This is a genomic window from Planococcus sp. 11815, assembly GCF_051096385.1.
Taxonomy (GTDB): Bacteria; Bacillota; Bacilli; order Bacillales_A; family Planococcaceae; genus Planococcus; species Planococcus citreus.
The window spans coordinates 2,692,787-2,710,282 of the sequence record NZ_CP096991.1 but is presented as its reverse complement, the minus strand read 5'-3'; the positions used below and the strand labels follow the sequence as shown (position 1 = coordinate 2,710,282).

Below are 17,496 nucleotides of genomic sequence, written 5' to 3'. Positions count from 1 at the left end.
CTTCAGCTGATCAGCTGAAGGGAGATATGCTTTATGATTCTGCAGAATCAGTGTCTGCTTGCTGGGCATTGAAATAGATGGATGCGAAGACTTTTGCCGCCGTGTTCATCGCGTCTTCATTGAAATCGAAATTTTCGTGATGGTGTGGATAGACGAGCGTTTCGTCTGCCATTTTCGCGCCGACAAAGAAGTAGGCGCCTGGTTTCACTTGCGTGTAATACGCAAAATCCTCGACCGGCATGATCGGGTCGATGTCGATGACATTGTCTTCACCGACGACAGGGCGAGCGGAAGTGCGGACAATTTCCGCTGCTTCCGGGTGGTTCCAGAGCGAATCGTAGCCCGTCTCGACAATCACTTCAGCTCGTGCGCCCATGGCAGCGGCGACGTTTTCAGCGACTGAGCGGACGCGTTCGCTGGCGAGCTTGCGCAGTTCCGGATCGAACACGCGGATCGTGCCTTCCATGACGGCTTTGCTTGGGATGACATTATCGGCATCACCGGCATGGAATTTGCCGATCGACACGACAAGTTCTTTCAGCGGGTCGGCATTTCGGCTGACGATCGATTGCAAGGCGACCATGATATGGCTCGCGGCAAGGATCGGATCGATGCCGGTATGCGGTTCGGCGCCATGGGTTCCGGAGCCGTAGACATTGATCTTGATGGCGTCTTCAGAAGCTTGCAGGTAGCCATCTCGGAGATAGACTTTTCCTGACTCCATCTTGCTTTGAAGATGCGCGCCGAATACGAGGTCGACGCCGTCGAGGCAGCCGTCTTCGATCATCGCGCGTGCACCGCCTGGGGACAGTTCTTCGCCGAATTGGTGGATCAGCACAATCGTTCCAGGGAGTTCGTCCTTGATCGCCATCATCGCCTTCGCAAAGCCGAGAAGGCCGGCGGTGTGGCCGTCATGTCCACAGGCGTGCATGATGCCTGGAATCGTCGATTTATAAGAAACCTCTTTTTGGTCGTCGATCGGAAGTGCATCGAAGTCGGCGCGGAACGCGATCGTCTTGCCGGGTTTGCCGCCCCGGATCGTCCCGACGACACCTCGCCCGCCAACACCGCGGCGCACTTCGACGCCCATTTCCTCGAGGCGGTCTGCAATATAAGCAGGCGTTTCCACTTCCTGGTGGGATAGTTCCGGGTGCATATGGAGATGGCGGCGGATGCCCACCATTTCCTCTTGTAGGGAATCGATCAATGTATCGGTTTGTTTTAATAAGCTCATCAACAATAAACTCCTTTATCCTGAATAAATTTTACAAACACACTGACGCCATTATACGCCGTATTTCCGGAAGCATCAAAATTATTACGCTATTTCAAAAGTTTTTGTAGTATAATCATACAATACTACTTATAAATGGGGGCTTCATTATGAAAATCACTCAAGCACGATTGCATGCAGTGCGCTTTCCTTTGCATGAACCATTCATCATTTCCTATGCGACCTACCCGGACATGCCGTCTCTGATCCTTGAACTGGAAACGGATAACGGCTTGGTCGGCTATGGGGAAGCGGTGCCGGATGAGCATGTGACAGGCGAATATTTCACGGCGAGCTACGAAGTGCTGAAGGAATTGTTCCTGCCGGCCGTGATCGGCATGAACCCATTCGATATTGAAGCGATCCATCATAAGATGAAAGGGATTTTGGCAGGTAACCCGGCAGCGAAAGCCGCGGTCGACATCGCTTGCTACGACTTGATGGGGAAAGCGTCGGGACAGCCCGTCTACAATCTGCTCGGCGGGCAGTCGAAAGAGCATCTATCCTATCCGCGCGTCTTGAGCATCGAGGCGCCTGAAATCATGGCGAAAAAAGCGAAACAAGCGGTAGAAGCGGGCTACGGGTCGTTGAAATTGAAGGTCGGTGCGGATAATGCCCAGCTGGATGTGGAACGGATCCTGGCGGTGCGCAAGGAAGTCGGTGATTCTGTGCCGATCCGTGTGGATGTCAACCAAGGGTGGAAATCGGTCGGGACCGCCGTGTCGGCCATTCGCCAGCTGGAAACAGCGGGGCTCAGCTGGGTCGAACAGCCGATCCGCATGGGCGACATCCGCGGCTTGGCGGAAGTGCGGCAGAAAACAGCCGTACCGATCATGGCGGACGAAACGGTGCAATCGATGGAAGATTTACTCGAGATCATCCGTCTCGATGCTGCGGACGTCATCAATATCAAATTGATGAAATGCGGCGGGATTTTCCATGCGGTGCAAATGGCGAAAACCGCAGAAGCTGCAGGCATGCTGTGCCAGATCGGTTCGATGGTGGAATCGTCGGTTGCATCAAGTGCAGGTTATCACGCGGCGATGTCACGGATCAATATCGAAAGCACGGAATTGACAGGGCCGCTATTATTCAGCGAAGAAATCGGCGACTTGAAATACGAGCATCCGCATGTGCTCTTGAGCGGCAAGCCGGGTCTCGGGATTGAAGTCGATCCGGAGAAGCTGAAGAAATTGACGGTCACATCTTGCGCGGTGGGAGGCGATCTTGCATGACGGCAAAACCCGGAAAGCTTAAAAAAAGCGGAGGCAAGATCCCGCATACATATGCGATTTTATTTTTGATCATGATCGCGGCGATGGTCGCTTCGTACTTGATTCCAGCAGGGCAATACGAGCGGGAGGAAGTGGATGGGCGCACTGTCGTCATCGACAATTCCTTCGCGGAGGTGGAACAAAGCCCGGTTGGATTCTTTGAATTGTTCAAAGCGATTCCCACAGGGATGTCTGAAGCTTCAAGCATCATCTTCTACATCTTCCTGGTCGGCGGCGCATTTGGCATCATCCGTGCGACTGGGGCGATCGAATCCGGAATCGCCAAAGTAGTCGATCGGCTCGAGAAGCGTGAAAAATGGCTCATCCCGATCATCATGATCCTGTTTTCGGTATTAGGTGCCACAATTGGGATGGCCGAAGAAGTCATCATCTTCGTGCCGATCGGCATTGCAGTTGCACGGGCGATTGGCTTTGATGCCATGACGGGAACTGCGATGGTATCGCTCGGTGCGGCATCCGGTTTTATCGGCGGCATGCTCAATCCGTTCACCGTCGGGATTGCACAAGGCATCGCGGAATTGCAGATCTTCTCTGGGATCGGCTTCCGCTTCGGGGCATATATCTTCTTCCTCGGCTTCGCAATCTGGTACGTCATGCGCTATGCGGCGAAAGTGAAAAAAGACCCGACGCAAAGCGTCATCTATGAAATTGAGAAACGCGCACAGAAATCATCGACAAAAGACCAGGCAGAAGCGCTCGGTGCGTTCAACTGGCGCCACGGCATGGTGTTCGTATTCCTTGCAGTCGGCCTTGGCATCAATGTCTATGGCGTCTTTGAATGGGGCTGGTATTTGACTGAACTCGCCGCTTCGTTTGTCATCATTGGCTTTGCGGCAGGGCTTGTCGGAAACTTAGGCGTCAACCGCATGTTCGATGCCTTTGTCGACGGCATGAAATTGGTCGTCTTCGGTGCGTTGATCGTCGGGTTTGCCCGTGCGATCCTGGTCATCATGGAGCAAGGAGTCATCATGGACACGATGATCCACGGCTTATCAAGCGTCATCAGCGGCTTGCCGAATGCTTTGACGGTCATCGGCATGTTCTTCACGCAAGTCGTCATCAACTTCTTCATTCCTTCCGGAAGCGGGCAGGCGGCGACGACGATGCCAATCATGACGCCGCTGTCGGATCTATTGTCCATCGAACGCCAAGTGGCGGTGCTTGCGTATCAATACGGGGACGGAATCACGAACTCCATCATCCCGACATCCGCAGCTTTAATGGGTTATTTGGCGGTTGCCGGAATCCCTTATGAAAAATGGGTGAAATTCGTTTGGAAACTGGTCGTCGGTTGGCTGGTGATTGCGCTCGTCGCACTCGTCATCGCCGTCATGATCGGCGTATCCTGAATACAAAAAATCCCCAGTGCCAAGTGCACTGGGGATTTTCTTTGTTTAAATGGTATCCGTGTCTTGAATTAAATTCAAGAAGCGTTTCGTGCGTTCTTCTTGTGGGCGATTGAACACCTCGTCCGGTGTGCCGCGTTCAACAATCCGTCCGCTGTCCATGAACAATACTTCATCAGCGGCGCCTTTTGCAAAACGCATTTCATGGGTGACGACGACCATTGTCATGCCTTCTTGCGCCAAGTCTTTCATGACTTGCAGCACTTCTCCGACGAGTTCCGGGTCAAGTGCGGAAGTTGGCTCATCGAACAGCATGACTTTCGGTTCGAGTGCCAGCGCGCGGGCGATGCCGACGCGCTGCTGCTGTCCGCCTGACAGCTGGTACGGGTAGGAATCGGCTTTGTCCGACAATCCGACTTTCTCGAGCAGCGCCAAGGCTTTTTCTTTCGCCTGTGCTTTCCCTTTTTTCTGGACGGTTACGGGCCCTTCCATGATATTGTCGAGCACGGTCATATGAGGAAACAGGTTGTAATGCTGGAACACCATCGCCGATTGCTTACGGAATGCCGTGATCTGCTTTTTGGACATCGGCTTCGAGAAATCAGCGACAAGCCCGCCGATTTCAACAGTACCGGCGCTCGGCTTCTCAAGGATGTTGAGGCAGCGAAGAAATGTGGTCTTCCCTGAACCGGAAGGGCCGATGACGACAATGGTCTGCCCTTTTTCGACGTCGAGGTCGATGCCTTTCAGCACTTCCAGCTCGCCGAAGCTTTTATGCAAATTTTTAATTGAAATCATAATAAACTCCTATCTATGGATCGATCTGGATTTAACGGGAAACATAACGGTCAAAGCGGTTTTCCAATCGTCCTTGGACGAGTGACAGCGAGAAGCAAATGATCCAGTAGATCAATGCCGCTTGCCCGTAAAGAAGCAGGAATTCGTAATTGGTCGCAGCGATCTGCTGGGCGACGCGGAACATTTCCGTCACCAAGATCAACGCGGCAAGGGATGTGTCCTTGACCAGGCTGATGAAAGTATTTGATAGCGGTGGGACCGAGACGCGTGATGCTTGAGGCAAAATCACGCGTCGCAAAGTTTGGGAATAGGACATGCCGATTGTATCGGCTGCTTCCCATTGGCCTTTAGGAATCGACAAAATCGCCGCACGGATGACTTCCGAAGCATAGGCGCCGACGTTCAATGAGAATCCGATGACGGCAGCCGGGAAGGGGTCGATGGTGACGCCGATCGTCGGCAAGCCGTAGAACAGGATGAACAATTGGACGAGAAGCGGCGTTCCCCGGATGATCGAGACATAGACGCGCGCAATCCATTGGAAAATCCGGACGGTGGAGATGCGGGCAAGCGCAGTGACGATGGCCAGGAATAGCCCGAGGATAAAAGAAATGACCGAAAGCGGCAAAGTGAATTGCACAGCCGCTTCGATCAAAGGCAAGAAGGAGGACTGGGCGATGTCGCCGAGCCGCTCCAACCGTTCAGGGTTTGAGAAAATACTATTCAAGTACATTTTCGCCGAACCACTTATTAGAGATTTCTTCGTATGTGCCATCTTCGATCATTTCAGCAAGTGCCTCATTTGCTGCTTCAACGAAGGTGTCGTTGCCTTTTCGGAACAATAACGCGCTTTGCGCCGCATCGCCGGATTCATCGACGACTTTAATGCCCGCATCCGGACGCTGGTTCTGGAAATCAAGCACAGTCAAGTTGTCGTTGACTGTCGCATCGACACGTCCTGATACCAATAATTCGATTGCCTGGTTAAAGCCTTCAACGCCTTCAAGCTCTGCGCCGTAAGAAGTAGCCATTTCGGCGTAATTGCTTGTCAATGACTGTGCCGAGAGCTTGCCTTCCAAATCATCGAAGCTTTGGATTTCTTCATTGCCTTCGGCTACGACGAGAACTGCCGTCGAAGTGATGTATGGATCTGAAAAATCATAGCTTTCCTGGCGTTCTTCGTTAATGCCGACTTGGTTGGCGACCATGTCAAAACGCTCTGCATCGAGACCTGCAAACATCGCATCCCATTGCGTTTCGAGGAATTCGGCTTCGACGCCGAGGCGTTCAGCGACTTCACGGGCGATTTCTACGTCAAACCCTGTCAATTCTCCGCTGTCATCATGGAATGTGAAAGGAGGGTATGTTCCTTCAGTGCCGATGACCAAAGTTCCTTCTTCCTGGATTTCAGCGAGCAAGTCCGTTTCGCCTTCTGTGCTGCTGCCCGAGTCTGTGTTGTCTGCATTATCGGAAGAGCCGCAAGCTGCTAGGAATAATGCAGCTGCACCGATCGGCAAAAATGCCCATTGTTTCTTCATCGATGGTTCCCCATTTCGTTATATTATTGCCTTTATGGCGTTGTTGTTCTATTTAAGCATATTAAAGCTTACCTGTATAGTAGGTTTAATCAGCGGAGCAAAATAAGCAAAAGCCATTGTTTTTTTAAAGAGAACAATTTATAATGACTCTAACGAAAAGCTTGATATGAAAGCATTTAGAAAGATAAAAATGTCTTTTTAGAGCGGACAAATGTTTTATAGAAAAGGAGTGCTTGAAAAATGAAACGAATCATGGTGACAGGAGCTTTAGGGCAAATCGGCTCGGAATTAGTAGGCAAATTGCGCGACACATATGGTGCGGAAAATGTATTGGCAACCGATATCCGGCCATCCGACAATCAAGACGGGCCTTTCGAAATCTTGGATGTGACAGACGCAGAACGCATGCTGACTTTAGCGCGTGACTTCAATGCGGATACGATGATCCATATGGCAGCGCTATTGTCTGCGACTGCAGAAGAAAAGCCGCTGCTTGCATGGAACTTGAATATGGGCGGATTGGTCAATGCCCTTGAAGCAGCCCGTGAACTCGATATGCAATTTTTCACGCCGAGCTCGATCGGCGCATTCGGCCCCTCAACGCCGAAAAACGACACTCCGCAAGACACGCTTCAACGCCCGACGACGATGTACGGCGTCAATAAGGTAGCGGGGGAATTGCTTTGCGATTACTACTTCACGAAATTCGGCGTCGATACCCGCGGCCTTCGTTTCCCTGGCTTGATCTCGAACGTTGCGCCTCCAGGCGGCGGAACGACAGACTATGCCGTAGATATCTATTACCAGGCAATCGAAAAAGGCAGCTACACTTCCTATATCGCAGAAGGCACCCGCATGGACATGATGTACATGCCGGATGCGCTTCAGGCGATTATCGACTTGATGGAAGCCGATGCAGATAAGCTCGTGCACCGCAACGCATTCAACGTCACGGCGATGAGCTTTGAACCTGAAGAGATTGCGGCATCGATCCGCAAGCACATCCCGGATTTCAAATTGAGCTATGATGTCGACCCAACGCGCCAGGCGATCGCTGCCAGCTGGCCGGATAGCATCGATGCCAGTGCCGCAAAAGACGAATGGAACTTCAAAACAGAGTACGACTTGGACGCCATGACGGCAGACATGCTGGAGAAACTAAAGCAAAAATTACAGCAAGCATAATAAAAAGGCGCTTTTCCGAAACCGGAAAAGCGCCTTTTCTATAGCGTGATTAGAACAATAGGTGTGCCACGCCGACAACGATCGGCAAGGCGATGACTGTGCGCAAAAGGAAGACAATGATCAAATCGAAAATATTGACCGGGATTTTGGAGCCGAGCAACAAGCCCCCGACTTCAGACATATAGATCAATTGCGTAACAGACATGGTTGCGACGACAAAGCGCGTCATTTCGGACTCGATGCCTGCACCGAGAATAGCCGGCAGGAACATATCCGCAAAACCGACGACCATCAATTGTGCAGCTTCTGCAGCCTCTGGGACGCCGAGAAGGTTCAAATAAGGTTCAAATGGTGCGCCGAGAATGACGAATGTTGAGGTGTATTCCGCAAGAATCAAGGCGATGGTACCAAACGCCATGACGACAGGCGCGACCCCGATCCACATATCGAGTACGTTCTTCATGCCATCGGAGAAGAAATTAGCAACAGAGCGGTTGCGGTTCGCCTTTTCGAGTGCTTTTTCAAGTCCGTGTGATGCCAAGCCTTGCCCATCCGGTACATCCTCTGAGAGCGATTCTTGCGGGGAGCCATCCATGAATTCCGTTTTTTTCTGTGCCAGCGGATAAATGCGCGGCATAATGAGCGCCAAGATCAATCCGGCAAGAATAACGGTACCGTAATATGGAAGGAAATAAGAGCCAAGGCCGATTTCTTCGATAACAACGATGGCAAACGTGATCGAGACGACAGAGAAGGTCGTTCCGATAATCGCGGCCTCGCGCTGTGTGTATTTATTGTCTTCATATTGCTTGCTCGTCAGCAGGACACCGATCGTGCCATCGCCGACCCATGAGGCAAGCGCATCAATAGAAGAACGGCCCGGGAGGCGGAATAGAGGGCGCATGATTTTGACCATCATGGTGCCGAAAAACTCAAGCAGGCCGAAGTTCATCAAAAGCGGCAAGAACAGGCCGGCAAAAAGGAAGATCGTGAATAGGAATGAAAGCAGTCCGCTTCCTGACAACAGCAAGCCGCCTGTATTTTCGTTCCAAACTGGCTCAGGACCGACTTGGAATAATATCATGAAAGCAAAAACAGCAGCGACAACCCGCGTCAATGTCCAGAACAGGTTGACGTTGAACAATTTCTCGAAAAATGGAACGGTATCGGAGGTGTTCTCTTTCTTGGCGATAAAGGCCAAAGAGCCGAGGGCAGCAATGATTAAAATGACCAGCATTACCCAAGGGACGAACGATTCGATCTGGCCGGCCATAAGATCTGCCAGTACGGCGATCGTGACTTTCCATCCTTCATCTGTCGGAATCGGAACGAGGAACAAAAGGATCCCCAGGAAAGACGGAATCAGGAATAATAACCAAGTAGAAACTGAAAACTTTTTCAAAATAGTATTCCCCTTTTCTTTTTGTTGTATGAATAATCGTGATTTATACTAATTATACAACACTTCCCCCTTTGGAACCGCTGTCATTAGTAATGTTTATATTATCTGAAAACATCAGAAAATAATAGTATTTTTAAGAAAGAAAATCTTATTGCCGAATATGGATAATATTGGCGGAGCATCTCCAGCTGTTTATTTTTGGGTAAAAAGATGAATGGCATCGCTGTTTGGCGTGTCATTCGCCAGCCTGGAATCTCTGCACAATTGATTTAGCAAAATTAAAAAAATCCCGCCTAACAGGTCTTTTCGACGTGCAGGGCGGGATTCGGTTCACGATCTTATTCGAAATCCTGGTCCCAACGGTAAGTGTAGAACCGTTCAAGGGTCAGCCAGTTTTCGGTTTCGGTATCGCCGTTTTGCAGCTTGTGCTCCATTTCTTCGAGCATCCACGCAGTTTGCGAGATATGGGCTTTCATCGAATTCATCTTATGCTCGCGTACAGGCTTGATATCGTACACAATATCAGGCTCACCGAGCACATCCAGCGTATTGTTAGCGAACGCCACACAATGGAGTTTCGGGCGGTCTTCCATGCGGCGAACGGCACGAACTACGGCGCGCGCCGTTGCTTCGTGGTCAGGGTGCACCGCGAAATCTGGATAGAACGTGATGATCAGGGAAGGATTGGTTTCTTCAATAAGCTCTTCCATCATGCGCACCATTTTTTCATCATCTTCGAACTCTAGGGTCTTGTCGCGTAAGCCCATCATGCGAAGATCGGTCAAGCCCATCGCTTCGGCGGAGGCGAGAAGTTCTTTCTTACGGATGGCAGGCAAAGATTCACGCGTCGCAAACGGCGGGTTGCCGAGATTGCGGCCCATTTCGCCAAGTGTCAAACAGGCGTATGTAACGGGCGTTCCTTGTTGGATATGGGTCGTGATCGTTCCCGACACTCCGAACGCTTCGTCGTCGGGGTGGGGGAAGATGACCAGTACATGTCGTTCTTTCGGGATGGTCATTAAAATTCCTCCTTAATAGCTGAACGGTGTTTCGCTAAGTTGCAGCGCCACCGCCAATTTTCCGGTTCCGTCGTGCCCTGCGAGCAGCAAGCGGCCTTCTTCATCGATCTCAAAATGAGTGATGCCTTGCGCATATACCCAGCCTTGCGGGAGTTTCAGCCCGACACGGTGCGGGCTGTCGCCGACAACTTTCCCCAGTTCGAAGTTGATGACGACATTGCGGATGAATGCCCCTGCGTTGAAAAAGCCTTCATTGAAATGGCTGGCGTAGCTGCCATTTGTCGTTTCCAGGTGAAGGTAGACGTCCTTGCCGACGAATGAATCGATCGCCGCTTGGAGTTGGTTGACTTCTACTAGTTCCATGGTGTGCCTCCTAATTAAATCGGTATTCTAACAGTATAAGGAACTCAGCGGACGAATGCGATTCCTATGCTCTAAGGCGTACAGAATAATGATAGAATGAGGAAAGAGAGAATTTTCCAAAAAAGGATGGGGAACATGAAAGCCTTATTGAATATTTTGATGGCCATATCCGGAATCATACTGGCCGGCAGTTTGCCAATCCTGATTGCTGGCTGGCTTTTGGGCGAGTGGAGATGGCAAGTATATTTCGAATCCATCCGGACAACGTTGGAAGGGCTTTGGCCGATTGGCGAGATCGCTTTCTTCAATTACAGGGCGGGGCAGGAAATTGCATTATTTCCGAACGTTTCTGCCTATATTGTGTATTCGCTCGAAATTTTGTTTATGGCTTTGATCGCAGCGGTTGCCGTTTCGCTGGTATTGACGGTCGTGACCATGTTGCTGGCGGAAAAGGTGCGTGAACGGGTGAAGATGGCACTTTATTTTTTGGAATCAATTCCAGATCTTTTGATCATCATGTTGGCGCAGCTTTTGGTCATCGTGTTTTTCAAGCAGACAGGCATTTTAATTTCAAAAATTGCTGTGGCCGGTGATGACCGCATCTACTGGCTTCCAGTCCTGTGCCTCGCCATTTTACCGACGATTCAACTGTACCGCCTGTCGATGCTGACATTCCAGGAAGAAGAGCGCCAAATGTATGTGGAACTGGCACGCGCACTCGGGTTTTCAAAAGTGTACATCGTTCTTGTCCATATGTTCCGCAACGCTATCATCAGCGTCTTCTTCCAGTCCAAAAAGACGATGTGGTTCATGCTGTCGAACCTGTTTGTATTGGAATTGATGTTCAATCTCCCGGGTATCATGCTGTTTCTGAGCGGGAATATGCATCCGATGGGATTTTTGGTCGCGATCTTCAGCTTTTTCCTGCCGATGTTCCTGCTGTATAGCTTTGGAGAATGGTTTTTCATTTCCCGCCGGCATAAAAAGGCGGTGGCGTAAATGTGGAAACAGCCTTATTTTGTAATTGGCTTTAGCATTTTGGCCTTTTTTCTCGTCGGCAGTTTTGTCTATGAATGGATTTGGGGAAATGTGCCCCGTCAAATCTATTACGTGATGGAAAACGGCCGAGCGGTGGAAGGAGCCCCTCTTTCACCAAGCTGGCAATATCCGTTCGGGACAGACCAGTACGGCTATGATTTGCTCGGGAAACTGATGCTCGGCGCAAAATACACCATCCTGGCGGCATTGGCCGTGGCTGCCTTGCGCATGCTGATCGCTGTACCGGCCGGTTACATACTTGGAATCTATCTGGACAAGCACCGGAAATGGCTTTCAAGTTTTGCCGATTCAATGCATTATATCCCGCTGACTTTGTTTGCAGCTTATGTACTGACGCCGGTGTTATGGATGCCGGAGGAAGGGTTTTCGACCACTTTATGGGAACGCATTGCCATACAAGTGGTGATGATGGCGCTATTGACTGTGCCAATCGTCTCGATTCTCGTCGGCAATGAAGCGGCATTGCTCAAGAACAAAGAATACATACTCGCCGCGAAGACACTCGGCGCCGGGCGCTTACGCATCATCCGCAAGCACCTGTACCCGCAAATGCGCGAAAAAATCGCTGTTCTGTATGGCCAGCAAGTGATGGAAACTTTCATCATCCTCGCGCATCTCGGTTTGCTGAATTTATTCCTCGGGGGCACCAAAGTCAGTTATGACCCCTTGTTCGGGGACCCGCCAATGTCGATCTCTTACGAATGGGCGGGGCTATTCGGTTCAACATTCCGCTATTTGCAAGGGGCGCCATGGCTGCCGCTAATGCCAGTGCTATTTATTGGGCTGGGCATTTTCTCCGTATCATTGATGATGGAAGGCTATCTGCGTTCGAAAAACCCGAAAATCAAAAAAACCCGTCAACGCGAACAAGACGATCCGCTCGTCGAATGGAACCGGCAACAGCTACGGGAAAAAATGGTCCGGTTGAACAATGAAGATTATCCCAACTGAAGCGGCCTGTCCGAACAATCACCAAGGGGGAGAGTTTTCGGGGGGGAGCATTTCTGGGTGGGAACTGAAAATATAAAAAGGAGGGCGCCTGTGCGCCCTCCTTTTACATCTTATTGAATTACAGTTCCACAACTTCCACTTCAGCTTTGTGGAATTTATTCGCCGCTCCGTGCATGACAGGGCCAACGTATTCGTTTAGCTTCCAGCCGTGGGCAATCGCTGTAGAGACAAAGATTTTCGCGTTGTAGACAGCGTCTTTGACCGATTGGCCGTTGGCAAGATTGGCCGTGATCGCCGCAGCGAACGTGCAGCCGGCGCCGTGGTTATAAGTCGTATCGGTTTTCTCGGCCGTCAACAGGTAATGCTTTTCTCCGTCATAGAGAAGGTCGGCTGCTTTTTCGTGTTTCAATTGCTTACCGCCTTTGATCACGACGAACTTTGCACCGTGTGAATGGATTTTTTCCGCAGCTTTTTGCAGGTCTTCGACCGTGTGAAGTGTGCCGAGTCCTGACAATTGGCCGGCTTCCACAAGGTTCGGTGTTACGACTTTTGCGTGCGGCAGCAAGTATTTGACCATCGCATCGACGTTTTCAGGGAAGAGCACTTCATCTTCGCCTTTACAAGCCATGACCGGATCAATGACAACATCGGTAATGCCGGATGCTTCGATGGCCTTGCCAGCCATTTCGATGATATCGACAGTCGGCAGCATGCCGGTTTTCAAAGAGTCGATTCCAGTCGAGAATGCTGTTTTCAACTGTGCATCTAGTGTATCGAGCGCGATCGGATGGATGCCATGGCTCCAATGGTTGTCCGGGTCCATCGTGACGATGACCGTCAAAGCGTTCATGCCGTATGTGCCGTGTTCCTGAAACGTCTTCAGGTCGGCCTGGATGCCAGCGCCGCCGGAAGTATCGGATCCTGCAATGGTGAGTGTCTTTTTGAGTGTCATAAGTCAATCTCCTTTAGGCTATTTAGTCATTGAGCTAATTTTATAGAAATTTTGCGCCATTTACAACGGTTTGGGCCTGTGCGGCCAAGCCAATGCCAGGACGGTCGCAATGGAAGCGAGAGAAAATAACAGCGTGATGCCCCCGATGACCCAATGGCCGCTAGTGAATAAGCCAATCGCCATCACCAATGTTAAAATGGCTGCTAGAACAATCAAGCCGATCAGACAGCCCATGCCGGCGCGTTTAGCGCTTTCGGGTGCGCTGTCGCCTTTCGTTTTGGAAATATCAGAAATTCTTTGACGCCAGTCTGCCATGTATATTCCGCCCCTTTTCTCCATCGTAACACGGCGGGGTGGCGAATTGAAGCGCTTGCAGAGGAAGAAGACTAGAGAAAAAGAGAACGGGTATTGAAAAGAAAAGTTATTTGACGGAGGAGTAGATATCATGACCAAGCAAATTTTCAGCAACGACTGGCAGGAAATCTTAGGGGAAGAATTCGGCAAAAGCTATTACAAGGAGTTGAGGGAGTTCTTAAAAGACGAATATGCCAAAGAAAGTATTTATCCGGTAAAAGAGAATATCTGGAATGCCTTCGAACATACGGCTTATCAAGATGTCAAAGCAGTCATCCTCGGGCAAGACCCCTACCATGGGCCGAATCAAGCGCACGGCTTGAGCTTTTCCGTTCAGCCAGGCATCGCACATCCGCCGAGCCTGCGCAATATCTTCAAGGAACTAGAAGACGACATCGGCTGCGAGAAACCGGTGGACGGGACCTTGACGAAATGGTCTGACCAAGGGGTGCTCATGCTCAACACCGTCCTGACGGTAAGGCAAGGGCAAGCGCATTCGCATCAGAAAAAAGGTTGGGAGCAGTTCACGGACGAAGTCATCCGGAAATTGTCGGCACGAAAAGAGCCGGTTATTTTCATTTTATGGGGCAAACCGGCACAGATGAAAAAACGCCTGATCGATACCGAACGCCACGACATCATCGAAGCACCGCATCCGAGCCCACTCAGTGCACATCGTGGATTTTTCGGCAGTAAGCCGTTCTCAAAAGTGAACAAGCTGTTACAATCGCGCGGTGAAGAACCGATTGATTTCTGCCTGGACTGACGAATCCGGCAGGCACGTGGTAAACTGTATGGGACTAACAGCGAGAGGGGCCATGACACATGGGCATCGAAACGACACGCATTTTAGACGAAATCGATAAGCATACAGCCCGCGCGCGAGGGAGCGAACCCGAAAAGATCCGGGAATCCCTTGCCGCAATCCGAGCCTTATGCGACCTGCTTCTCGAAGACGGCATGCAAGCGCCAAAGAAACCGCGCGCCATGCCGCTTCAGACGGACCCAGTGAACCGGCCGCAGTCGGTTCCCGCGGCCACGAGGCTTCAGGAAGAAGGGGCGAACGGCGATTCGCTTTTTGAATTTTAAATGGAAAGAGGACGAAACAAATGAAATTTTTCTTGATAGTGGGAGCGGTCAATGGACTGCTCGCAGTCGCTTTCGGCGCTTTCGGGGCGCATATGCTCGAAGGCCGCGTAGCGGATAAATATTTGGATACATGGCAGACAGCGGTGCAATACCAAATGTTCCATTCCATCGGCTTGATTGCCGTCGCCATTTTGATGAGCTCCGCGCTCATCGGCCCGCTCGGTTCACTGAACTGGGCTGGGTATTTGATGCTTGCCGGAATCGTGATTTTCTCGGGCAGCTTGTATGTCTTGAGCTTGACGGGCATCAGTGTGCTTGGCGCCATCACGCCAATCGGCGGCGTCGCATTCATCGCGGGATGGATTATGGTCATCATCGCGGCGTCAAAGGCATTGTAATGATAAGGAGGAAGCTGCCTGCATGGCAAATGCAGGCAGCTTTTTTTATTGGCAAGAACATTTCCATTGCTCAGAAGAATGGAAATTTTAACAGATTACGTTAAGTTTTTGTAAATATGTTGTATCCCTATTACGGGTAGTCATACAATGGATAAGGTTTGATTAACGGATAAGGGTGTAGATACATATGAAACAGCAAGCACATATTTTTGATATACATGTCATGAGGGCAGTCGGCTGCTTGATGGTCGTGCTCGTCCATGTATCCGCATTGTATTATGTCCAGCGCGGGGAATGGGAGGATGTCATTTTATTCCTCAACCAGGCGAGCCGTTTCGGGACACCGATCTTCGCTATCGTCAGCGGTCTGCTGTTATTTTTGCAAGCAAAAAACAAAGGGTTTTTCTTCCAGCGCTTCGTCACGTCGCGTCTGCAGAAAATCGTCATTCCCTTCCTGTTCTGGACAGCCTTTTACTTGTTTTATTTGTGGGTGGTCTTCGGGGCAAACCCGCTGGACGCAGGAATCAAGCGCTTTTTGTTTGAAGTGGCGTTTGGGGAGACGTATTCCCATCTTTATTTCATTTCCATCGTGCTGCAATTTTATTTGATTTTTCCTTTGCTGCAATTGATCAAAGGAAAGGCGGCTTGGATCATAGCACTGGCTGCATCGGCTATCGTTCACATTTACGCGATGAAGATTATGGACCCATCGCAATTTGACGGCCTGATCGGGATGATTATGGAGCAGCGCGCCTTTTTGCCGAAATGGATTTTCTTCTTCATCTTCGGCGGTTTTCTCGCCAATAACTGGGAAGCGGCGAAACAATGGGCGTATAAATGGCGAGTTGGTTTATTCATCGGGGTGCTGTTGATTCTCTATTTCGCGGCAGTAGAATATGAATGGGGACGATACATAAGTTCCAACCGGGTTTCCAATATCATCAATTTGCCGATTCTCATTTTGTTCATCATGGCCATTTCCGAGAAAGTGGCACGAAATCCGTTGCTTCATACGCTTGCTTCAAGACTTGGTGCGATGTCGATGGGGATCTATTTGATCCACCCGTTCGTCATCAATATGCTGCAGCGAAATTTGCCGGAAGGCGTATGGACGCTGTCATTGTTTCCAGTGTGGTATGTGGTGGTCATGGCCATCACGGTCGGAATCATCATGCTCGTCCAGAAATTGCCGTTCGGCCGCGTCGTATTGACGGTGCCTTCTGTCAAAAAGGTCAAGCCGGCCACGGATAATGGAAACAAGGGCTTATCGGAAGCTTGACCGATGTCTTTAAGATAAGCGAATTACCTAAAAAAGTTGCTTGCAGCACAGTGCAGGCAACTTTTTTGTGGTCATTTTATAGGATTTAACAATCGCCGTAACTTTTCAGGATTGTCCACTTTTAGCGCGATTTGTGACACTGCCCGTGTCTTTCCGAAAAATAGCACCGCTTGCTGGGGAGTGTAAAAATCGATCACTACTTGGGGTTCAGGCTCTTCAAAATCTTTGGCGACGAATTCCAATGCATGTGTTTCTGGTTTTGCGCCCCACCGCACCGTTTCAATCGAATCGAGCGGTACGCTGATTCGTTTGTTCAACCCTAACGAAACGTTCAAGTTCCCGTTGCGGATAGTCAAAGGATTTAAGCGGGTGGCTTGGATGTCGCCGATGAAATAGATGACGCTATAGACATTCAAGACCAGCAGGACAATAGAAAGTAAAGCGGATTTATCGTGGAGCCACCAATGGATGCCGATGGTCTCAATGATAATGGCATGAATGAGCATGATATTAAAAGCGATGGAACTCGTGTTTTTATGGAGCGTGATGGCTGATGGGCCTTCTGGAGGGTGTTTTTTCCACGTGAAAAATGCGTAGTAAAACGCGAGCGCTTCAGACAGGATGATATGAATGAGCGGATTCGGCTTGATGTTCGCATGCACTGCGGGAAATAAGGCAAAAAGTGGACTGGCGGCATGGTTGCGCATGGAGCGCCGGATTTTTGGAATGTGGATGAGCAATAGGCCAAGCAGGGCTAGTTCTGCCGCCAATACGAGCACCTCAATTCCGACCCCTATATAAAATAAGGGGGCGAAGGGTTCGAAATACAGCGCAGGGATGATGATGCGCGCAGCAATCAGCCCCGCGGCTAAAACGGTAAGCAATTGTTTAGCATTTAGACGAAAAGAAGCGAGCATCAATAAAGGGATGACGACACCAAAATCAACCAACGAGCCGGCAACGAGCCAAAAGGCATCTTCCGGTATCACATTGGAAGAAATAGGAGAGCGGTAAATCAAGAGGTTGCTGGTCAGTACGAGAAGCAAGAAAGCGAAAGCCCATTTTGCATAGTTTGTCTGGCGCATTACGAACATACAAACACCTCGTTTTTCTTTTAATATACCCAATAAATGGAAGGTTTCGATAGTGGAAGTATGGCGGAAAATCGAAAGTCTGCTTAGGTAGAGGCCATGGA

The 17,496-nt window shown here is 50.2% G+C and carries 19 protein-coding genes; 9 read left to right on the top strand and 10 right to left on the bottom strand.

Going from position 1 to position 17,496, the window contains the following annotated elements; genetic code table 11:
• Window positions 1–31: 31 nt before the first annotated feature.
• Window positions 32–1,234 (bottom strand): M20 metallopeptidase family protein, encoded by a 1,203-nt coding sequence (locus M1Q06_RS13630; RefSeq protein WP_434400031.1) that lies wholly within the window; start codon window positions 1,232–1,234, stop codon window positions 32–34.
• 149 nt (window positions 1,235–1,383) lie between these two features.
• On the opposite strand from M1Q06_RS13630, the gene M1Q06_RS13625 reads away from it, so the two are divergent.
• Entirely contained in the window at window positions 1,384–2,508 is a 1,125-nt protein-coding gene (locus tag M1Q06_RS13625; protein WP_434400029.1) for a mandelate racemase/muconate lactonizing enzyme family protein, read from the top strand.
• The gene (locus M1Q06_RS13620; RefSeq protein WP_434400027.1) at window positions 2,505–3,917 is read left to right on the top strand and encodes a YfcC family protein; all 1,413 of its coding nucleotides are present in this window, start codon (window positions 2,505–2,507) and stop codon (window positions 3,915–3,917) included. The genes M1Q06_RS13625 and M1Q06_RS13620 overlap by 4 nt, the downstream gene beginning before the upstream one ends.
• Before the next feature lie 45 nt (window positions 3,918–3,962).
• On the opposite strand, the gene M1Q06_RS13615 is transcribed toward M1Q06_RS13620, so the two are convergent.
• From M1Q06_RS13615 to M1Q06_RS13605, 3 genes are read right to left on the bottom strand one after another with little or no spacing between them, the layout of a single operon-like run.
• Window positions 3,963–4,712, bottom strand: a complete 750-nt coding sequence (locus M1Q06_RS13615) for an amino acid ABC transporter ATP-binding protein (protein WP_434400025.1) — start codon at window positions 4,710–4,712, stop codon at window positions 3,963–3,965.
• Window positions 4,713–4,743: 31 nt separating this feature from the next.
• Window positions 4,744–5,445 carry an amino acid ABC transporter permease gene (locus M1Q06_RS13610; RefSeq protein ID WP_101191360.1) on the bottom strand — a complete coding sequence of 234 codons (702 nt, stop codon included), beginning with the start codon at window positions 5,443–5,445 and terminating at the stop codon, window positions 4,744–4,746.
• Window positions 5,432–6,250, bottom strand: a complete 819-nt coding sequence (locus M1Q06_RS13605) for an amino acid ABC transporter substrate-binding protein (protein ID WP_112230368.1) — start codon at window positions 6,248–6,250, stop codon at window positions 5,432–5,434. Before M1Q06_RS13605 ends, M1Q06_RS13610 begins: the two co-directional genes overlap by 14 nt.
• A 240-nt stretch (window positions 6,251–6,490) precedes the next feature.
• Here M1Q06_RS13605 and M1Q06_RS13600 point away from each other — a divergent pair, with 240 nt between their 5' ends.
• On the top strand, window positions 6,491–7,435 hold the full coding sequence (locus tag M1Q06_RS13600) for an L-threonine 3-dehydrogenase (protein ID WP_101191359.1): 945 nt from the start codon (window positions 6,491–6,493) through the stop codon (window positions 7,433–7,435).
• A gap of 49 nt (window positions 7,436–7,484) precedes the next feature.
• Here the strand turns inward: M1Q06_RS13600 and M1Q06_RS13595 are convergent, their stop codons facing one another.
• From M1Q06_RS13595 to M1Q06_RS13585, 3 genes are all read right to left on the bottom strand, one after another.
• Entirely contained in the window at window positions 7,485–8,837 is a 1,353-nt protein-coding gene (locus M1Q06_RS13595) for a YjiH family protein (RefSeq protein WP_404334735.1), read from the bottom strand.
• 338 nt (window positions 8,838–9,175) lie between these two features.
• Window positions 9,176–9,856, bottom strand: a complete 681-nt coding sequence (bshB2, locus tag M1Q06_RS13590; protein WP_058382901.1) for a bacillithiol biosynthesis deacetylase BshB2 — start codon at window positions 9,854–9,856, stop codon at window positions 9,176–9,178.
• A 12-nt stretch (window positions 9,857–9,868) separates the two neighbouring features.
• The gene (locus tag M1Q06_RS13585) at window positions 9,869–10,219 is read right to left on the bottom strand and encodes a YojF family protein (RefSeq protein ID WP_058382902.1); all 351 of its coding nucleotides are present in this window, start codon (window positions 10,217–10,219) and stop codon (window positions 9,869–9,871) included.
• Between the two features lie 135 nt (window positions 10,220–10,354).
• Between M1Q06_RS13585 and M1Q06_RS13580 the strand changes: the two genes are divergently transcribed.
• Window positions 10,355–11,218, top strand: a complete 864-nt coding sequence (locus tag M1Q06_RS13580; RefSeq protein ID WP_434400021.1) for an ABC transporter permease subunit — start codon at window positions 10,355–10,357, stop codon at window positions 11,216–11,218.
• Window positions 11,219–12,229: an ABC transporter permease gene (locus tag M1Q06_RS13575; protein ID WP_434400019.1), complete on the top strand. Its 1,011-nt coding sequence runs from the start codon at window positions 11,219–11,221 to the stop codon at window positions 12,227–12,229.
• A gap of 118 nt (window positions 12,230–12,347) precedes the next feature.
• On the opposite strand, the gene pdxK is transcribed toward M1Q06_RS13575, so the two are convergent.
• Together pdxK and M1Q06_RS13565 are read right to left on the bottom strand one after the other, a co-directional pair.
• A complete protein-coding gene (gene pdxK / locus M1Q06_RS13570) occupies window positions 12,348–13,181 on the bottom strand; it encodes a pyridoxine/pyridoxal/pyridoxamine kinase (RefSeq protein ID WP_121298430.1) in 834 nt (277 codons plus the stop codon).
• A gap of 60 nt (window positions 13,182–13,241) precedes the next feature.
• Complete coding sequence (locus M1Q06_RS13565; RefSeq protein WP_121298428.1) at window positions 13,242–13,496, bottom strand: hypothetical protein; 255 nt, start codon at window positions 13,494–13,496, stop codon at window positions 13,242–13,244.
• 130 nt (window positions 13,497–13,626) lie between these two features.
• On the opposite strand from M1Q06_RS13565, the gene M1Q06_RS13560 reads away from it, so the two are divergent.
• The 4 genes from M1Q06_RS13560 to M1Q06_RS13545 all read left to right on the top strand — a co-directional run bounded on the left by M1Q06_RS13560 (window position 13,627) and on the right by M1Q06_RS13545 (window position 16,301).
• On the top strand, window positions 13,627–14,301 hold the full coding sequence (locus tag M1Q06_RS13560) for a uracil-DNA glycosylase (RefSeq protein ID WP_121298426.1): 675 nt from the start codon (window positions 13,627–13,629) through the stop codon (window positions 14,299–14,301).
• Between the two features lie 59 nt (window positions 14,302–14,360).
• The gene (locus M1Q06_RS13555) at window positions 14,361–14,624 is read left to right on the top strand and encodes a YwdI family protein (RefSeq protein WP_101191349.1); all 264 of its coding nucleotides are present in this window, start codon (window positions 14,361–14,363) and stop codon (window positions 14,622–14,624) included.
• 20 nt (window positions 14,625–14,644) lie between these two features.
• Window positions 14,645–15,022, top strand: a complete 378-nt coding sequence (locus M1Q06_RS13550) for a DUF423 domain-containing protein (RefSeq protein ID WP_434400016.1) — start codon at window positions 14,645–14,647, stop codon at window positions 15,020–15,022.
• Window positions 15,023–15,209: 187 nt separating this feature from the next.
• Entirely contained in the window at window positions 15,210–16,301 is a 1,092-nt protein-coding gene (locus tag M1Q06_RS13545) for an acyltransferase (RefSeq protein WP_434400014.1), read from the top strand.
• A 71-nt stretch (window positions 16,302–16,372) separates the two neighbouring features.
• On the opposite strand, the gene M1Q06_RS13540 is transcribed toward M1Q06_RS13545, so the two are convergent.
• Window positions 16,373–17,395, bottom strand: a complete 1,023-nt coding sequence (locus tag M1Q06_RS13540) for a beta-carotene 15,15'-monooxygenase (RefSeq protein ID WP_434400012.1) — start codon at window positions 17,393–17,395, stop codon at window positions 16,373–16,375.
• Window positions 17,396–17,496 lie beyond the last annotated feature (101 nt).